Annotated in this window: 15 protein-coding genes and 1 pseudogene; 9 read left to right on the top strand and 7 right to left on the bottom strand. The window is 71.8% G+C overall.

Features of this window, described 5'->3' with window-relative positions:
* Positions 1-20: 20 nt before the first annotated feature.
* Complete coding sequence (locus OG975_RS36645) at positions 21-1,322, bottom strand: YhgE/Pip domain-containing protein (RefSeq protein ID WP_406333692.1); 1,302 nt, start codon at positions 1,320-1,322, stop codon at positions 21-23.
* A 422-nt stretch (positions 1,323-1,744) separates the two neighbouring features.
* Here OG975_RS36645 and OG975_RS36640 point away from each other — a divergent pair, with 422 nt between their 5' ends.
* The gene (locus OG975_RS36640; RefSeq protein WP_406333690.1) at positions 1,745-2,434 is read left to right on the top strand and encodes a TetR/AcrR family transcriptional regulator C-terminal domain-containing protein; all 690 of its coding nucleotides are present in this window, start codon (positions 1,745-1,747) and stop codon (positions 2,432-2,434) included.
* Here OG975_RS36640 and OG975_RS36635 read toward each other — a convergent pair.
* Positions 2,425-2,604, bottom strand: a pseudogene (locus OG975_RS36635) (sensor histidine kinase); the annotation flags it as partial. The gene OG975_RS36640 and the pseudogene OG975_RS36635 overlap by 10 nt on opposite strands.
* A gap of 42 nt (positions 2,605-2,646) precedes the next feature.
* On the opposite strand from OG975_RS36635, the gene OG975_RS36630 reads away from it, so the two are divergent.
* Entirely contained in the window at positions 2,647-5,034 is a 2,388-nt protein-coding gene (locus OG975_RS36630; RefSeq protein WP_406333688.1) for a SpoIIE family protein phosphatase, read from the top strand.
* Between the two features lie 22 nt (positions 5,035-5,056).
* Here OG975_RS36630 and OG975_RS36625 read toward each other — a convergent pair whose 3' ends face one another.
* The gene (locus OG975_RS36625; RefSeq protein WP_406333686.1) at positions 5,057-6,760 is read right to left on the bottom strand and encodes an IclR family transcriptional regulator C-terminal domain-containing protein; all 1,704 of its coding nucleotides are present in this window, start codon (positions 6,758-6,760) and stop codon (positions 5,057-5,059) included.
* A 244-nt stretch (positions 6,761-7,004) separates the two neighbouring features.
* Here OG975_RS36625 and OG975_RS36620 point away from each other — a divergent pair, with 244 nt between their 5' ends.
* The 4 genes from OG975_RS36620 to OG975_RS36605 all read left to right on the top strand — a co-directional run bounded on the left by OG975_RS36620 (position 7,005) and on the right by OG975_RS36605 (position 12,689).
* The gene (locus OG975_RS36620) at positions 7,005-7,757 is read left to right on the top strand and encodes an aquaporin (RefSeq protein ID WP_406333684.1); all 753 of its coding nucleotides are present in this window, start codon (positions 7,005-7,007) and stop codon (positions 7,755-7,757) included.
* Between the two features lie 31 nt (positions 7,758-7,788).
* Positions 7,789-9,258 (top strand): aldehyde dehydrogenase family protein, encoded by a 1,470-nt coding sequence (locus tag OG975_RS36615; RefSeq protein ID WP_406333683.1) that lies wholly within the window; start codon positions 7,789-7,791, stop codon positions 9,256-9,258.
* 360 nt (positions 9,259-9,618) lie between these two features.
* Positions 9,619-10,497: a dolichyl-phosphate beta-glucosyltransferase gene (locus OG975_RS36610; protein WP_406333682.1), complete on the top strand. Its 879-nt coding sequence runs from the start codon at positions 9,619-9,621 to the stop codon at positions 10,495-10,497.
* On the top strand, positions 10,494-12,689 hold the full coding sequence (locus OG975_RS36605; protein ID WP_406333681.1) for an ArnT family glycosyltransferase: 2,196 nt from the start codon (positions 10,494-10,496) through the stop codon (positions 12,687-12,689). Before OG975_RS36610 ends, OG975_RS36605 begins: the two co-directional genes overlap by 4 nt.
* A 65-nt stretch (positions 12,690-12,754) precedes the next feature.
* Here OG975_RS36605 and OG975_RS36600 read toward each other — a convergent pair whose 3' ends face one another.
* The 4 genes from OG975_RS36600 to OG975_RS36585 are packed head-to-tail and all read right to left on the bottom strand — an operon-like array spanning position 12,755 to position 16,046.
* A complete protein-coding gene (locus OG975_RS36600) occupies positions 12,755-13,564 on the bottom strand; it encodes an SDR family NAD(P)-dependent oxidoreductase (RefSeq protein ID WP_406333679.1) in 810 nt (269 codons plus the stop codon).
* Between the two features lie 20 nt (positions 13,565-13,584).
* Positions 13,585-14,409, bottom strand: a complete 825-nt coding sequence (locus tag OG975_RS36595; protein ID WP_406333678.1) for an NAD(P)-dependent oxidoreductase — start codon at positions 14,407-14,409, stop codon at positions 13,585-13,587.
* Positions 14,406-14,939: a nuclear transport factor 2 family protein gene (locus OG975_RS36590; protein WP_406333677.1), complete on the bottom strand. Its 534-nt coding sequence runs from the start codon at positions 14,937-14,939 to the stop codon at positions 14,406-14,408. The genes OG975_RS36595 and OG975_RS36590 overlap by 4 nt, the downstream gene beginning before the upstream one ends.
* A gap of 51 nt (positions 14,940-14,990) precedes the next feature.
* Positions 14,991-16,046 (bottom strand): zinc-binding dehydrogenase, encoded by a 1,056-nt coding sequence (locus OG975_RS36585; protein WP_406333676.1) that lies wholly within the window; start codon positions 16,044-16,046, stop codon positions 14,991-14,993.
* Between the two features lie 122 nt (positions 16,047-16,168).
* Here OG975_RS36585 and OG975_RS36580 point away from each other — a divergent pair, with 122 nt between their 5' ends.
* From OG975_RS36580 to OG975_RS36570, 3 genes are all read left to right on the top strand, one after another.
* Positions 16,169-16,756, top strand: coding sequence for a TetR/AcrR family transcriptional regulator (locus OG975_RS36580; protein ID WP_406333675.1), 588 nt, complete (start codon positions 16,169-16,171; stop codon positions 16,754-16,756).
* 188 nt (positions 16,757-16,944) lie between these two features.
* Positions 16,945-17,337 carry a hypothetical protein gene (locus OG975_RS36575; protein WP_406333674.1) on the top strand — a complete coding sequence of 131 codons (393 nt, stop codon included), beginning with the start codon at positions 16,945-16,947 and terminating at the stop codon, positions 17,335-17,337.
* Positions 17,338-17,402: 65 nt separating this feature from the next.
* Positions 17,403-17,807, top strand: coding sequence for a hypothetical protein (locus OG975_RS36570; protein ID WP_406333673.1), 405 nt, complete (start codon positions 17,403-17,405; stop codon positions 17,805-17,807).
* Positions 17,808-17,828: the final 21 nt, after the last annotated feature.

Here is a 17,828-nt window from a genome sequence, read left to right as displayed (position 1 = left end):
CCCCCGTCTCAGCACAGCTGTCAGGCGGGCTGCGGAGTCAGCCGGTGCAGGCCCTTGCGGTCGTAGTAGCGGGTCATCGCGAAGCCGAAGAGGAGGGCGAGGGCGGAACCGATCGCGATCATGATCCAGGCGCGGGAGAGACCGGCGTCGGCGCGGGCGTCGAAGAAGAGGATGGCGCGCACTCCGTCGCTGAGCTGCCGCATCGGCTCGAAGATCGACAGGAAGCGGTAGAAGCCGGGGACGGCCTGGAGCGGGACGGTGGCGCCCGACGACGGCAGGCCCAGCACGATGAACACGAACATGGACACCAGCTGCCCGATCCCGCCGAAGGCGGCGTTGATGGCCTGGACGCCCAGGCCGACCGCGAGGCTCGCGCAGTAGGAGTAGATCCACAGCAGCGGCAGATGCGAGGCGTCCATGCCGAGGATCGAGATGGTGGCCAGCATGACCAGCGTGGTCGTGAGCACGGTGATCCCGGCGGTCATGACCATCTTCAGCAGCAGCGTCTGGGTACGGCTGATGGGCACGGTGGGGCGGCGGGTGTGCCAGGGGCCGATCTCGCTGTCCGCGTAGCCGAGGGCGGTGTCCACGCCGGTGCTGATGAGGTTGCCGCCCATGAAGCCGGCCAGCACGAGCAGCAGGGTGTAGTAGAACGCGCTCAGCCCCAGGCCGCTGTGCTCGCCGATGGGGTGGCCGACCGCGGTGATGACCTGGACCGGGTCGGCCAGCAGCAGACGCGTGGTGGAGTCGGCCTGCGCGGCGGCGGGCGCCGCCGTCAGCTGCTTGCCGATGGTCGTGGAGGCCTGCTGGGCGGCCGCCGTGGTGATCCGGCTCGCCAGTGACGAACCCAGGCTGCCCATGCCGGGGTTGGTCAGCACCGTCAGTTTCGGCCGGGTCGTGGCGTTCGCGGTGGTGAGCGCCGCGACGGAGGTGGTGAAGTCCGGGGGAATGACCAGGGCGCCGTAGATCTTGCCGGAGGACAGCTGCGCCTGGACCTGAGCCTGGGTGAGCCGGCGCCAGCCCGCCTTGCCCGAGGGGTCGCCGGAGATGACGGCCTCGGTGACCTGCGTGCCCACGTTCTGCTTCTGGCCGGGCAGCGGTGTGCCCGTGTCGGCGTTGACGATGCCGATGGGCAGATCGTGCAGGTGCTGGTTCGGGTTGACGATGCCGCCCATGTAGAGCAGCGACAGCAGCAGCGCGAGCAGCCCGGTCAGGACGGTGGGCACCAGCCACAGCATCGGGCGGCGCAGGAGCGCGGCGGCGCGAGCCTGGACGGGGGCGTCGCGGTGGGCGTCGTCGCGGTGGTTGCTGTCGGCGTCCATGGTTCTCCATAGGTTCCGGGGCGGCACGGGACCGGCGTATGGGGACGGCCGCTCCCGGACGTCCGGGGACCGCCCACCCGGGTCAGCATGGGGCGTACGGCGGTGAGGCGTTCGGCGACTCGCCGAATCCGCGGTCGCGGGCGACGGGTTCGCGCCTACTTCACACGGCCGAGAACACCACGGCCGTACGGCGCTCCGCGCGGTCGTTGCGCCTGCGCCCGCGCCCTCTCGTACAGCACCGGATCGTGAGTCGAGAAGATCGCCGGGCCGGGATCCCCGCGTCGGTACGGCTCGGCGGGGCGGGCGTGATGGTCGCGGTTCTTCGCGACGCTGGACTTGCGGTGTAAGTCATGTCCGGCGTCTGGCAGGATCGCCCTGACCACGGCATGCGCACAGGCACGCGCACAGGGGAGAGTGACCAGATGAAGGCCCAGGGCACCGGCCGCGGCAGACGGCTCGGCCTGACGCGCGACAAGGTGATCGCCGCGGCGGTGACGATGATCGACCGGGACGGGCCCGACTCCTTCTCGCTGCGGAAGCTCGCCACCGAGCTCGGCGTCGAGGCGATGTCGCTCTACAACCACGTCCCCAACAAGGAGGCGCTGCTCGACGGCGTCGCCGAGGCGCTGCTCGCCGAGGTCGACTTCTCGGCGTCGGACACCGGCCCCTGGCAGGATCGCGTACGGGCGCACGCGACCGCCTTCCGGGCCACCGCGCTCCGGCACCCCAAAGCCTTTCCCCTGGTCCTGACCAGGCCGACGAAGTCACCGGCGGCCCTGGAGACCATCCGCTCCGCACTGGCCGGCTTCACCGACCTCGGACTTCCGCCGGAGGAAGCGGTCCACGCGCTGCGCAGCTACGCCGCGTACATCGTCGGCACGATCATGCGGGAACTGGGCCACGCCATCTCCCTGGGCACCTGGGAACCCGGTCACGCCGAGCAGCGGATGGAGGAGATCACGGCAACGGGCGACCCTCTGCTGGCCGCCGTCGCGCCCTACTTGGCCGTCGGCGACCACGACGCCGAGTTCGACTACGGCATCGAGCTGCTGATCGCCGGGCTGGCGGCCCGGGTGGACGTGCCCGGCGACAGCCGCCCCCGTCAGGCGTAGACGTTCACGCCCGGCCCCGCGGCCGGCAGCAGGGCCACGACCTCCCAGCCGTCGTCGGGGCTCGGGCCGGTGCGCAGTTCGCCGCCGAGCGCGGTGACGCGTTCGGTCAGGCCGACCAGGCCGAAGCCGCCGCCCCGGGCGGCGAGCGGCAGCTGCGTGCCGCCCCGGCCCTTGGGTTGATGCCGCTGACCGATCGCATCATTCTTGTACATATGGTGATATTGCCGGGCGATGCGGGGCGGGAGAGCGCGGCCGGTGACGCCATGGCGGTGGTCGACGCACACGGAGTCGTCACGGGCTGGAGCCAGGGGGCTCGCCTGCTGACGGGATATACGGCGGAGGAGATCACCGGACGGCCGGTGTCGGAGCTGGTGGACGGGGACGCCGACGCGGTCCGGCGGGAGCTGCGGACGTGCGGCGGCGCGGTGGTGACCGTACGGCGTCGGGACGGGCGGCGGACGGAGCTGGCCCTGCGGGTGTGCCCGCTGCGGGGCGCCAAGGGGGAGCCGGGGGGATATGTGATCTCCGCGGCGCCGGACGACGAGCGTCGTGTGCTGGGTGAGCTGGCGTTCCGGCAGGCGTCGATATCGATGTCGATCTTCGACACCGGACAGCGGTATCTGCGGATGAACGACACGGCGTGCCGGATCATGGGCCGGCCGGAGACGGAGTTCACCGGCCGCTTCTTCCCCGACACCGTGGAGGACGCGGAGCACAGCCGAGGCTTCCTGAGCCACCTCCGGCAGGTCGTCGAGACCGGACAACCGGTGCACTACGAGAGCTGGACCCGCGCGCCCTCCGGGATGCGGATGCACGCCTGGAACACCGAGATGTGGCCGCTGCGCGACCCTTCGGGGCAGCTGCTCGGGGTCGCGCTGGCCGCGTTCGACAGCAGCGAGCAGCACGGGGCCAAAGAGCGGCTCGCCCTGCTGAACAAGGCCGCCACCGGCATCGGCACCAAGCTGGACGTGATCCACACCGCCCGGGAGCTGGCAGAACTTGCGGTGCCCCGGCTGGCGGACTTCGTCAGCGTGGACCTGCTGGACTCGGTGCTCCAGGGCGAGGAACCCGCCGTCGGCCCGGTGGGCGACGATCTGGAGCTGCGCCGCGTCGCCCACCACTCCCTCACCGCCGGGGTGCCCGAGGCGGCGATCGGTCTGGGCACCGCGGACGTCTATCCGCCCTCCTCGCCGCCGGCCCGCGCGCTGGCCACCGGCCACGCGGTGCTCACCAGAACCGGCGAGGCGGACCTCGACGACTGGGTCGCACGGCACGACGGCCGCTCCGCCAGACTGCGGGAGAGCGACAACGTCGACTTCTCCCTGATGGCCGTACCGCTGGTGGCACGCGGTACGACGCTCGGGGTGTCGGTCTTCGTACGGCTCCTCACCCCGCAGAGCCCCGACCCCTTCGACCAGGACGACGTGTCGCTCGCACGGGAGCTGGCCGCCCGCGCCGCGGTCTGCGTGGACAACGCCCGCCGCTACACCAAGGAGCACACGACCGCGCTGGCCCTCCAGCGCAGCCTGCTGCCCCAGGCGGTGGCGGGCCAGGCCGCGGTCGAGTTCGCCTCCCGGTACCTTCCGGCGCTGTCCCAGGCGGGCGTCGGCGGCGACTGGTTCGACGTGATCCCGCTGTCCGGCACGCGGGTGGCACTGATCGTCGGAGACGTCGTCGGACACGGCATCCACGCCTCCGTCACGATGGGCCGGCTGCGTACGGCGGTATGGACGCTGGCCGATGTCGACCTGCCCCCGGACGAGCTGCTGACCCACCTGGACGATCTGGTCGAGCACTTGGCGGCCGACGACAGCGGGGTGGGCGCCGAGATCGGCGCGACCTGTCTGTACGCCGTGTACGACCCGGTGTCCCAGCACTGCACGATCGCCTCCGCGGGGCACCCGCCGCCCGTCGTGCTGTTCCCGGACGGAACCGTCGAGGTCGTCGAGGTGAGCGCGGGGCCGATGCTCGGCGTCGGCGGCCTGCCGTTCGAGTCCACCGAGCTGGACGTGCCCGAGGGCGCGGTACTCGCCCTCTACACGGACGGGCTCGTGGAGGCCCGCGACCTCGACGTGGACGCGGGCACCGCCGCACTGTGCGCCGCCCTGGCGGCCCCGGCCAGGAACCTGGAGGACGCCTGCGACAACGTACTCAGGGCTCTTCTCCCGGAGCGCCCCGCCGACGACGTGGCCCTGCTGCTGGCCCGCACCCGCGGCCTGGACACCGGGCAGGTCGCCGTCTGGGACCTGCCCGCCGATCCCGCGGTGGTGGCCACCGCCCGGCAGTACGCCACCGAGCAGCTCACGGCGTGGGGGCTCGACGAGGCCGCCTTCGTCACCGAGCTCGTCGTCAGCGAACTGGTCACCAACGCCATCCGCTACGGCGGCGCCCCCATCCAGCTCCGGCTCATCCGCGACCGCGCCCTCATCTGCGAGGTCTCCGACGCCAGCAGCACCTCGCCACATCTGCGCCGGGCCCGCACCTACGACGAGGGCGGCCGCGGCCTCCTCCTCGTCGCCCAGCTCACCGACCGCTGGGGCACCCGCCCGACCGGCACGGGGAAGACGATCTGGGCCGAGCAGGCGCTTCCCGTCCCGTAGTCACACCGTCAGGTGGTGGCGGTCAGCCGGTCTGTACCGGAGCGTCGGCGAACGCGACGGCCAGGTCGGCCTCGATGCGGGCGGCACTCGCGCGGAGGGCGGGCAGCACGGTGTCCCGGGTGTGCTCGGGCGACTCCGGTCCGGCGTGCAGGGCGACGTTCAGGGCACCGACGGCCCGCCCGCTCCGGTCCCTGACCGGTACGGCCAGCGAGCGCAGCCCCGCCTCCAACTCCTGCTCCACCAGGGCGAATCCCTCGCTCGCGGCGCGGTCCAGGGCGGCGCCGAGCGCGGCGGCCGAGGTGAGCGTGTGCGGGGTCAGGGCCTGCGGCGCAAGGGCACCGATCCGTTCCTGCCGGTCCGCCTCGGGCAGATCCGCGAGCAGCACCCGGCCCATGGAGGTGGCGTACGCGGGCAGCCGGGTGCCGGGCGTGATGCGGGCGCTGGTGATCTGCTCGGAGGCCACCCGCGCCACATAGCGGACCTCGGCGCCGTCGAGGACCGCGAGCGACGTCGACTCCCTCACCTGTCCGGCCAGTTCGGCGAGATGGGGCTGGGCGATGTCGGCGAGGGTGAGGGTGGACAGCCGTGCGTAGCCGAGCTCCAGGACGCGCGGGGCCGGCAGGAAACGACGGGCACGCTGCTCCACGTAACCGAGTTGACGCAGCGTCAGCAGATTGCGCCGGGTGCTGGGGTACGACAGCCCGGCGGCCTCGGCGGCCTCGGCGAGGGTGAGTCCGCCGCGCCGCCGGCCGAGCGCGGCGAGTACGGCCAGGCCCCTGGCCAGCGCCTGGAGGAAGGACGGGCCCAGTTCGGGCTTGGCGTCGGTGTAGGCGGGGGCGGCGGGCGACGGGGCTGCCGCGGACGCGGCGCCGTACAGCTCGTCGGCGATCTCCTGGGCGGCGGCGGTCAGCGCGGCCAGGGCGTGCTCGCGCAGTTCGTCGCCTCCGTGGCGGCTGGTGTGCGCCAGCACGCTGATCGCGCACACGGGTCGGCCGTCGGGGTCGCGCACGGGGACCGCCAGTGCGACCAGGCCCGGGGCGACCAGCTGGTCGTCCAGCGCCCAGCCGTTCTCGGCCGCCGCCGAGGTCCAGGCGGCGAAGTCGGCCTCCGTCTGTTCGGGGCCGGGCGCGGTACGGCGCGTGGGGACGGCCGGAAACCCGGTGTCGAGGGGGTCGGCGGCGCGGCGGGCCCGCCAGACGTCGTACGTGTCCGGTTCCCACCCGGTGGCGAGTACGGCGCCGGCCGCGCAGCGCTCGGCGGGCAGCAGGTCGCCGACGCGGAAGCCGAGGGGGATCACCCGGCCCGGCGGGACGGCCTTGCCGACGATGCGTGCGTCGCAGCCGTCCAGGACGATCGCCGAGACCGACTCGTCCAGGATGCGGGTCAGCCGCTCCAGGGCGGGCCGCAGCGCGCGGGACAGGCCGCTCGCGTCCAGGTAGGCGTTGCCGAATTCCATCAGGCGCGGGGCGAGCACGAGTTCGCGCCCCTCGGCCCGCAGATGGCCGAGGTGGGTGAGCGTGGCCGTGACCCGGTCGACGGCCGAACGGGCCAAGCCGGTGGCGCGGGCGAGGTCGCCCGGACGCATCGGGTGCGGGGCGTCGGCCATGATCCGCAGCACGGCCAGGCCGCGCTCAAGGGGGCCGGTGGCTTCCGCTCCGGTGTCCGTCGGCGAAGGGTCCGCAGCCGCCGATGTCCGCGATGCCGCCCCCGTAACGCCCGGCGCCATGGCTTCTCCTCCCGTGCTTCCGCTCCCCGGCGCATGAGGCCGTACCTGTCGTCCGGAGAACGCTACCGGCCATTGACAGCCGTCACGACGATCGCGCAGACTCGGCGCACTCGCTCAATGAATCTAAGTTCACTCAGCGAAAAAATAGTAGCTCGGTGGGGTGCGGGACGCACCCCACCGAGCCCCACCCCTCTCCTTTCTCCTTCACCCCTCCCCTGCCCCCGCTCTTGCCTTGAGGACTCCCATGAGCAATTCCGCCCAGAGCCGCGCGGACCTCGTCCGGCACAGCGCCTACGAGTTCGCGCTGACCACGGTGCTTCTCTTCGTCGTGGTGAGCCTGGTCCGCTGGCTGGCCCTCCCCGGCTCGTCACTGACGATCAGCGATCCGCACACACTGTTCGCCGTCGCGGGAATCGCGGTCGCCGCGCTGATCGCGGCGCTGATGTACTCACCGCCCGGCCGCGCCTCCGGCGGCCACCTGCACCCCGGTGTCACCGTCTTCCTGTGGTCGAGCGGTCTCTTCCCGGCCCGCGCGGTCCTCCCGTACGTGGCCGCGCAGCTCGCCGGATCGGTGGCCGGCACCGCGCTGGCCGGAGCGGTGTGGGGCGAGCCCGTGCGCCAGGTCGGCTACGGCGCCGTGGCGCCCGCGCCCGGGACCAGTGCGGTCGAACTGTTCCTCGTCGAGGGCGCCGCGCTCGCCGCGGTGTTCGTCGCCGTGGTGCTGGTGATGACCAGACCCGCCCTGCGCGGTCTGATCCCGGCGGTCATCGGCATCGGCGTGGGCGTGGTCATCGCGACCCTGGGCACCGTGACCGGGGCGAGCATCAACCCGGCGCGCGCCTTCGGCCCTGCCCTGCTCTCCGGTCACCACGAGCACTTCTGGAACTACATGATCGCGCCGCTGGTCGCCCCGGCACTCGTCGGCCTCGCCCACCGCGCCCTGCTCGCCCGCCGGGCCGCCGCACCCGCGTCCGCGTCCGCGTCCGCCGAGGCGTGAGCCTCCCCCCTTCCCACCTCAGGAGCACCCCGTGTCCACCACCCGAGGACTGATCATCAACGGCCAGGAGGTCCCCGCCTCCTCCGGCCGCACCGCGTCCGACATCAACCCCTGGACCGGCGCCGTCTGCGCCGAGGTCGCCGCCGGCACCCCTGACGACGTACGCCGTGCCGTGGACGCCGCCGACGCCGCGTTCGAGGCGTGGGCCGCGACCAGGCCGGCCGAGCGCCGCCGGATCTTCCTGCGCGCCGCGCAGCTGATGGCCGAGCGCACGGAGGAGATCGTGCGCCTGATGGCCGCCGAGGTCGGCGGCGTCGCGCCCTGGGCCGGGTTCAACGCCCACCTGGCCGCCGACATCCTCCTGGAAGCCGCGGCGGAGGTGAGCCGCCCGACCGGGCAGACCCTCGCCACCAACGCCGACGGCGTCTACTCCGCGCAGGTGCGGGTGCCCAAGGGCGTGATCGCCGCGATCTCGCCGTGGAACGCGCCGGTCATCCTCGGGGTGCGCGCGGTGGCGATGCCGATCGCTATGGGCAACACCGTGGTGATGAAGCCCAGCGAGGACGCGCCGATCGCCTGCGGTCTGCTGATCTCGGACGTGCTGCACGAGGCCGGGCTGCCCGCGGGCGTGCTCAACGTCGTCACCAACGACCGTGCCGACGCCGCCGAGGTGGTCTCCGCGCTGATCGCCGACCCCCGGGTACGGATGGTCAACTTCACCGGTTCCACGGAGGTCGGCCGCACCATCGGCGTCCAGGCCGCCCAGCACCTCAAGCCCGCCGTGCTCGAACTCGGCGGCAAGAACGCCCTGTTGGTCCTGGAGGACGCGGACGTCGACTACGCGGTGGACGCCGCGGTCTTCGGCTCCTTCATGAACGCGGGACAGATCTGTATGTGCGTGGACCGGGTCGTCGTGCACCGCGCGGTCGCCGAGGAGTTCACGGCCAAGTTCGCCGCCCGCGTCCAGGCACTGCCGTACGGCGATCCGGCCGATCCGGGCACGGCGGTCGGCCCGGTCGTCAACGCGGGCGCCGCGCGCCGGGTCGCTGCGCTCGTCGCGGACGCGGTCGCTCAGGGTGCCGAACTGGCCGCGGGTACCGGTGAGATCGAGGAGCCGGGCACGCTGATCCGGCCGGTCGTCCTCACCGGGGTCACCAAGGAGATGAAGGTCTACTACGACGAGATCTTCGGCCCGGCGACCGTGATCCATGTCGTGGACAGCGTCGACGAGGCGGTCGTGCTCGCCAACGACACTCCGTACGGGCTGACCGCGGGTGTCATCACGGAGAACCTGGCGGAGGGGCTGGCGGTCGCCGCCCGCCTGCGTACCGGCATCGTGCATGTCAACGACCAGTCCATCGCGGACGAACCGCAGGCTCCGTTCGGTGGGGTGAAGAGTTCCGGGTACGGGCGCTTCGGTGGGCAGGCGGGGGCCGAGGCGTTCACCGACACGCGGTGGGTGACCGCGCAGGCCGTCGGCCATGCGCACTACCCGATCTGATCGCCCCCGCCGCCCCTACCCGTCCCATCCCGTTCCTGGGGGCTGCGCCCCCAGACCCCCGCTAAAAAGATTGCGCAGTTCCCCGCGCCCCTGAAAAACGGAGGTAGCGCGTCGTCTGCGGGACGGTGAGGGTTGCTCGCGCAGTTCCCCGCGCCCCTAAAAACGGGGGCGGGCGGGGGATCGCGGGGCGAAGCCCCGCGCCTTCAGGGGCGCGGGGAACTCGCTTATGGGCAGCGGGCGTTCGCGTTCCTTGGGGTCCGGCGTGGGCCGACTGTGGGGAACCTGTGGGTTTGCTGATTCTCATCCGGCCCTCAGTGAAGCCTCACCGATGCCCCAGACGCGGGCTGGATGGTCGCTGCCATGAACGAACAGAACGCAGGAGGCGTCCGGCAGCGCTCGGTCGAGATCGTGGTGCCGGTCTACAACGAGGCTCATGTCCTCGCCGACAGCATCGGCCGTCTCCACGCATACCTCGAAGCCTCCTTCCCGTTCCCGTTCCGCATCACCGTCGCGGACAACGCGAGCGCCGACGCCACCTGGCAGACGGCGATCGACCTGACCCACCGGCTGCCCCATGTGCACGCGGTCCACTTGGACGCCAAGGGCCGGGGCCGAGCCCTGAAGCACGTGTGGAGCCAGTCGACCGCGGATGTGGTCGCGTACATGGACGTCGACCTGTCCACCGGCCTTGAGGGCTTCCTCCCCCTGGTCGCTCCCCTGCTCTCCGGCCACAGCGACGTGGCCATCGGCAGCCGGCTGCACCGTCAGTCGGCGGTGGAGCGCGGGCCGAAGCGTGAATTCATCTCCCGCTCCTACAACCTGCTGCTGAAGGCGGGGCTCGCGGCCCGCTTCTCGGACGCGCAGTGCGGGTTCAAGGCCGTACGCACCGACGTGTTCCGGGCGCTCGCCCCGCACATCGAGGACAACGCCTGGTTCTTCGACACCGAACTGCTGGTCCTCGCCCAGCGCAACCGGCTGCGCATCCACGAGGTTCCGGTCGACTGGGTCGACGACCCCGACAGCCGCGTCGACATCGTCCGCACCGCCGTCGACGACCTCTTGGGCATGGGCCGGATGCTGAGGACCACCCTGACCGGCCGCGCTCGGATCGCCGCCGTACCGCGCCGCGGCAGCGTCCCGCAGGTACCGGCCACCCGAAAGACCGCCGAGGTCACGCCTGTTCAGGCGGCCGACGCAAGCACCTCGTCCCGCTCGGATCACTTGGAGTATGCGTCATGACGACCCTCGCCCCGCCGCCCCACCAGGAGGGCTCCCGGCGTTCGCACCGGGCCGCCCCGCCCGCCGACGGCGGTATCGCCGCCCGCGCCCGAAGGGTCTTCACCGGACCCGAGGACGACCCGCGCTGGACCCGCCCGGCCCTGTGGGCGATCGTGCTCCTCGCCACGGCCCTGTACGCCTGGAACCTGTCCTCCATCACCGGCAACACCTTCTACAACGCCGCCGTCTACAGCGGTACCAAGAGCTGGAAGGCGTTCTTCTTCGGCGCCCTGGACTCCGGCAGCTTCATCACCGTCGACAAACCGCCGTTCGCGCTCTGGGTGATGGGCCTGTCGGCCCGCGCCTTCGGCTACGGCACCTGGCAGTTGATGCTGCCGATGGTCGCGGTGGGCACGGGATCCGTGGCCCTGCTGCACCGTCTGGTCAAGCGGGACTTCGGCCCGGTGGCGGCGACGATCGCCGCGCTGGCGCTGGCCCTCACCCCGATCACCGTCGCCATCACCCGCGACACCAACCCCGACCCGATCCTGGTCTTCCTGATGCTGCTCGGCGCGGCCGGCCTGCTGAAGGCCGTCCGTACCGGCCGGCTGATGCCGCTGGTCTGGTCGGCGGTCGCGATCGGCTTCGCGTTCAACACCAAGATGATGCAGGCATACGTCGTCCTGCCGGCCTTCTTCCTGGTCTACCTCTGGGCCGCGCGGGGTTCCGTGGGCCGCCGGATCCGCAACCTCGGCGTCGCCACCGTCGCGCTGGTCGTCTCCAGCGCCTGGTGGATGGTGATCGTCGACCTGATCCCCGCCTCCTCGCGCCCCTACATCGGCGGCTCGACCGACAACACGGTCTGGGATCTGGTCATCGGCTACAACGGCTTCGGCCGCATCTTCGGCGCGAGTTCGTCGGTGGGTTCGGCCGGCAACGGCGCCGGCTTCGGCGGTACGGCGTCCGTCTACCGGCTCTTCAACGAGATCATGGGCGGCCAGATCTCCTGGCTCATCCCCTTCGCGGCCATCGCCCTCGTCGCGGGCCTGATCCTGCGCGGCCGGGCGCCCCGCACCGACGCCAAGCGCGCGGCGCTGATGCTCTGGGGCGGCTGGTTCGTCCTGCACTACCTGACCTTCGCCCTCGCGGAGGGCACCTTCCACCCGTACTACGTCACTGCCATGGCCCCCGGTATCGCGGCCCTGGCCGGTGCGGGTGGCGTGATGCTCTACAAGGCGCTGCGCGAGGGCTCGGCGGCGAAGTGGGGCTGGGTCCTCCCGGCCGCTGTCGCGGCCAGCACGGGCTGGGCGATCGTCCTGCTCCAGCGGGTCTCGGGCTCCGGCACGCTCTACACCGTCGCCGAGGTCGTGGTCGGTGTCGCGGGCGCCTTCTCGGTGCTCGGACTGCTCGCCGGACGGTTCATGAAGCGGCAGCGGCTCCTGGGCTTCGCGGCCCTGGCGGCCGTCGTCGCCCTGCTGGCAGGACCCACCGCGTACTCGCTCTCGGCGGCCACCGGTACCTCCAGCAACGGCACCAACCCGACGGCGGGCCCGAACACCGGTGGCGGCATGGGCGGTACGGGCGGCGGCCCCGGCGGCAGCGGCAGCGGCAGCGGCAGCAAGGGCGCCATGGGCGGAGAGGCACCGACCGGTACCGGCGGCGGCCAGTCCATGGGCGAGCCCCCGTCCGGCAGCGGCTCGTCGTCCACGGCCGAGTCCGGCACCAGGCCGAGCGGCGGCCAGACGGGCAGCAGTGGCGGTGGCGGTGGTCAGATGGGCGGCGGCAGCCAGGTCTCGTCGGACATGATCACGTATCTCAAGAAGCACCAGGACGGCGCCACTTGGCTGCTGGCGGTGGCCACCGACCAGACCGCGTCCTCGATCATCCTGGAGTCCGGACAGCCCGTCATCTCCATGGGCGGCTGGTCCGGCAGCGACAACGCCATGACCCTCGCCAAGCTCAAGAGCCTGGTGAAGTCCGGCAAGCTGCACTACATCATGATCAGCAGCTCCGGCGGGCAGGGCACCAACTCGGAGATCGCCACCTGGGTCGCGAAGCACGGCACGGCCGTCAAGTCCTCGGCGTACAGCACGAGTTCGTCGTCCAGCTCCAGCTCGTCGTCTTCATCTTCGTCTTCGTCCTCCACTTCCTCGTCCTCGTCCTCGTCGAACACCAGCGGCCTCTACCGCCTGGACGCCTCCGACGTCAGCTGACCCCACCGTCCCTCCTACCAGGGCGGGCCGCCGGACTTCCCCACCGGCGGCCCGCCCCTTCGCGTTTACGTGGTGCTCTCCCGGCGGCTCGCGGAAGCGCCCCGGCTCATCGCGAGCACCGCGTCGCGGCGGCTCAGCGCGCCGAGCGGTGAAGGACCGGTCGGAGTGGTGCTGCCGTGGATCCAGGTGGGGCCGTCGGCCAGGTGGTCGAGGGCCTCCTCGGCGACGTCGCCCGGGTCGGCGAGATCGCCGTACACCGTGCCTTCGGCGTCGAACACCCGGCGGAAGGACGGGGTGTCGGTCCTGCCGAGCACGAGTCCGAGGACGTCCACCCCGCTGGTGCGCCACTCCGCCCACAGGCTCTCCGCCAGGATGAGGTCGAACGCCTTGGTGGCTCCGTAGGCGGCGTGTGTGGCGCCGCCCGCCCAGGCCGCGCCCGAGGTCACCAGCACCAGGGCCCCGCGCCCCCGCGCCACCATCGGAGCACCGAAGCGGTGGGCCGCTTCGAGCACGCTGCCGCAGTTGCGGTGGACCAGCTCCAGGTGGGCGTCGAGGTCCTTGTCGAGGAACGCGGCGCCGCGGTCGTCGCCACCGGCGTTGTACACGAAGAGCCCGACCTCCAGGTCGCGGGTCGCGTGCGCGAGTTCCGCCACGGCGCCCTGGGTACTGAGGTCGAGCGCGACCGTGCGGACCTCGACGCCGTGCCGTGCCCGGATGTCGTCGGCGGACGCCTCCAGTACGGGTACCCGCCGCGCCACCAGGACGACGTTGATGCCCCGGGAGGCCATCCCGTGCGCGAACGCGACGCCGACTCCGTCGGACCCGCCGGCGACGATGCCCCACGGTCCGTACGTGCTCGTCATGGCTGTAGCCACGTCGCACTCCTCACTTGTCGTCACTTGTCATCCCGGAGCACCTGCTTCTCGACCGCGTCCGACGACAGGACCGTGCCGATGATCCCGAGGTCGGCTCCCGCGCTCTTCGCGACCTCGCGCACCACGCTGACGTCCTTGCGCATCAGGTCGGCGAGCCGGTCCGCGACCGCGTCGACCGAACCGCCGCGGGCGACGACACCGAGCGCGCGACTGGTGCCGCTGCCATGCGGCAGGGCGCCTAGGATCGCCCGCTCGTCGATGCCCAGCGCGCCCGCGAGGCGCACCGCGTCGATCGCGAGACCCACCTGCGCGACGAAGAGCGCGTTGTTCACGAGCTTGACCCGCTGGCCGTTCCCGGGCGGCCCCACGAACAGGACGGGAGAGGCGTACGTCGCCAACAGCGGTCGTACCGCCTCCAGATGGGCCTCGTCGCCGCCCACCCACAGCGTGAGCCCGCCCTCGGCGATGTCGTGCGGGCCGCCCGAGAGCGCGGCGTCGAGCACCCTGATCCCGAGGTCCGCGCCCGTGGCGGCGAGCAGTTGGGCGGTCGCGGGATCGGAGGTGGTGTGCTGGACGAGTGTCGCCCCCGGTTTCATCGCCGCGAGGGCACCGTCGGGCCCCAGACACACCGACCGCACCTGCGCGTCCCGCAGTACGACGACGAACACCGCGTCGGCGTCGCGCACCGTCTCCCCCACCGTGTCCGCGCAGCTGAGCCCGTCGGCCTCGGCGGCGGCACGGGCCTCTGGGCGGCGCACCAGGACGGTGACCTCGTGACCCGCGGCCGCCAGACGGTCGAGCATCGGCCTGCCCATCCGGCCCGGTCCGATGAATCCGATCCTCACTCTTCCTCCGGACGGTGCGTCGGCGGCGCCAGCATCTCGCGGGGTGCGGCGGTGCCGTCGAGGTTGGCGTTGATCCGCTCGGCGATGCGCCAGCCCTGCGGAGTGCGCTCCCAGCGCCAGGTGTTCGCGGAGACCTGGAACACCCAGAACCGGCCGGCGTCGGCGTCCCAGCGCAGATGCAGCGCGTGGCTGCGGCCGGTCGCACGGTCCCCGTCGACCGCGATGTGCGGCACGGTCAGGACATGGCCGCAGCCGTTGTGGACGACGCTCTGGTGGCCGGCGCCGTGGACCATGCCGACGATGTCGTCCCGGCCCCGCATCCGCAGGTGGGGGATGGCGTCGAAGACGCCGTCGTCGGTCCACAGCGCCGCCGCGGCCTCCCCCGAACCGCTGTCGACGGCGGGCCCGTACTGGGCGACGAGCTGCATGATGTCGACCTGGTCCTCGAGCGCCCGGACCTTGGCTTCGAGTGCCTGGACCCTGGCCGCCAGCGTCTCGGCCGTGGTGCGCGGCTCTTCGGTCTCGCTCATCCGTCATGGTCCCTTCCGAAGGGTGCGGGGGAACGGGGAAACGGGGCCCGCTCACGGCACGACGACGATGCGGGTCGGACCGCCCGCGTCGCGTGCGGCGTCGAGCGCTTCGGGTACCTCGTCGAGCCCCACGGTCCGGCCCAGCATCGGCCCGACATCGAGGCTGCCGGAGCAGACCGGCTCGAACGCCTCGTCCCAGTGGGCCATCGAAGGGCCGCCGCCGAACTGGATGTTGAGGCCCTTCCGCTTGGCCGTCAGCGTGTGCAGGTGGTCGCCCGCGGGCGGACCGCCGACGGAGAAGATCCGGGTGCCGCGCTCGCATCCCTTGATGACCGAGTCGAGGACGCCCGGGACACCGACGCACTCGAACACGACACAGCCCGGCAGACCTGCCCCCGCCAGCAGGTCTTTCATCCCCTCGGCCGGCCCGCGGGCCACATCACGCCACGCCCGGTACGGCGAGATCCCGGCGGGATCGACGACCACGTCGGCCCCCATGGCCAGCGCGGTGTCGCGCCGCGACGCCACGAAGTCGACCGCCACGACCGGGCCCACGCCAAGGCGCTTGAGCCGCGCGATCACCGACAGGCCGATCGCGCCGCAGCCGATGACCAGCGGCATCTCCCGCGTCGTCACCTGAGCGCGCGATGCGGTCGACCAGCCGACCGAGATCGCGTCGGCGACGCACACGATCTCGCTCGGCAGGTCCGAGACGACGACCCGGGTGATGGCCTCGGTCAGCAGGAAGTACTCGCCGAACCCGCCGGGCGACTCGGGATTCTGGCCGATGATCCTGCGGCCACCGGCGATGGTCAGCACGGGCAGGGAGCTCACCCGTGTGCCGACCGGAATCCGGCGTTCGGTGCGGGGGCCGTGGCCGACGACTTCGGCGCAGTACTCGTGGCCCATGACGATGTCGACATCCTGGTCGTAGGTCGACATCCCGCTGTCGTCGTCGGCGCCCGCCTCCGGATGGTCCATGAAGTGGAGGTCCGAGGCACAGATCCCGCAGGCGAGCGACCGGACGAGCAGCTGGCCCGGTCCGGGAACCGGATCGTCGATGACCCGCGCCTCGACCGTTCCGCCCCGCAGTACCGCAGCACGCATCGGCTTCTCCTCTTCGAGAGGCACACCATTCCGGTCCTGGGACTGTAGCGACGCGGCGGGAGTTATAGAAGACCCTCTCCTAAAATGGGCCGCCTGCACCCCTGGTCATTACGATGGCCCCCATGACAGAGCCTCGCCGTCGCCCGGGCCGTCCACGTGACACGAGCATCAATGAACGGGCCCTCGCGGCAACGCGCGAGCTGCTGGTCGGACGCGGCTTCGAGGCGACGACGATCCAGGCCGTGGCCGAGCACTCCGGGGTGCACGCCTCGGCCATCTACCGCCGCTGGCCGTCACGGATCGAGCTGATCGAGGAGGCCACGTTTCCCGGACTCAGCCCGGTGAGCGTCCAGCCGACGGGAGACCTCCGCCGCGATCTGCGCCGGTTCATCCGCGCCTACCTGGCGGCCTTCGGCGCGCCCGCGGCACGCGCTGCGGCGGCCGGACTCCTCGCGCACTATCAGACAGCGGGCCGCGCCCGTCCGCCGGAGATGTACCTGCGGGTGTCGGCGCGGCCGCAGTTCCAGGACATCCTGCGCGCCGCTCCGCCCGGGAGCGTCGACCCCGCTGTGGACCCCGACGACGTCTTCGACCTGCTCCTCGGCGCCGTCCTGACCCGCACCCTCCTCTTCGCGGTCACGGCACGGCACCGCCCCATCGAGCGCACCGTCGAGATGATCCTCCGGCTGCTCCGGCCCCTCGACGCATGAGGTAAGGGCGTGACGCCGCCGGGGTCCCAGAAGTGCGCGCACATGCCATGGTGCAGCGGGCTGCACCATGGAATCGGGAGGCTGGCCCCTCGTGGCGGGGAACGGGCGACGGGATCGTAGTCGACAGCGATCGCAAGAGATCCACGGATCGCAACAGGCCCACGTCTCCCCTTCATAAGGAAACCTCCGTGAAGTCGCTGCTCGCCGCCGTGAAGGCGTTCGTCGCCAACCTTCTGCTCTGGTCGTTCTTCGTGGGCGGACTCGCCGCGAGCTCCGCGTCCGGTGCCGTCCTCGACGGCACCCGGAAGGACGTGGCCACCTATGCCGGTATCGCCGTGTCGCTGCTGGCCGGATCGCGCATCGCGAAGAAGCCGAGGATCAAGGCGTTCCTGTCGACGCCGCCGGTGCTCTGGTTCCTGTTCCTGTTCAACAGCGCCGTCGCCGCGGTCTGTTACCTCACCATGGACGGCGCGAAGGGGATCATGGCCGCCGCCGGCATGGGCCTGGTCTCCCTGGGCGCGGCCGGCGGTCTGATCGCGAACCGTCGGAAGCCTGCCGGACAGCCCACCACATCGCGTTGAGGTTCCCGCACCCGTCGAACGCCTGCCCAAGTCACCGCACAGCCCATCCAGGAGGGGACCCATCCATGGCCGCGAACCGCCGACGTGGACGCCGCAGCGCCACCATCGCCACCACCGTTGCCGCCGTCGCGCTGACCGCCGGACTCGTCACCGGCTGCGACGACGTCGACAACTCACTGGGCTGCCTCCAGAACGCCGACACGATCGCCGACAGCCTCAAGGCCATCCATGAGGCGGGCGTGGACGCGGCGAAGGACCCGACGCGGACCGACGAATCCATCGACACCATCGACAAGAATCTCGACAAGATCGGCGACACGTCGGACAACGACAAGGTCAACAAGGCGGTCGACGACCTCGACAAGGCGATCTCGGACTACAACAAGGCCATTTTGAACGGCGACACGAACCCCGACTCCAGCAAGATCGACGACGCGGCCGACGCATTGAAGAACGTCTGTACGTCGTAACGGGGCCCGGGCGATAACGAG

It is taken from the genome of Streptomyces sp. NBC_00203, from assembly GCF_045206325.1.
In the GTDB taxonomy this organism is placed as follows: domain Bacteria; phylum Actinomycetota; class Actinomycetes; order Streptomycetales; family Streptomycetaceae; genus Streptomyces; species Streptomyces lutosisoli.
The sequence above is the reverse complement of the archived record's forward strand: the minus strand, read 5'-3'. Positions and strand labels throughout refer to the sequence as shown.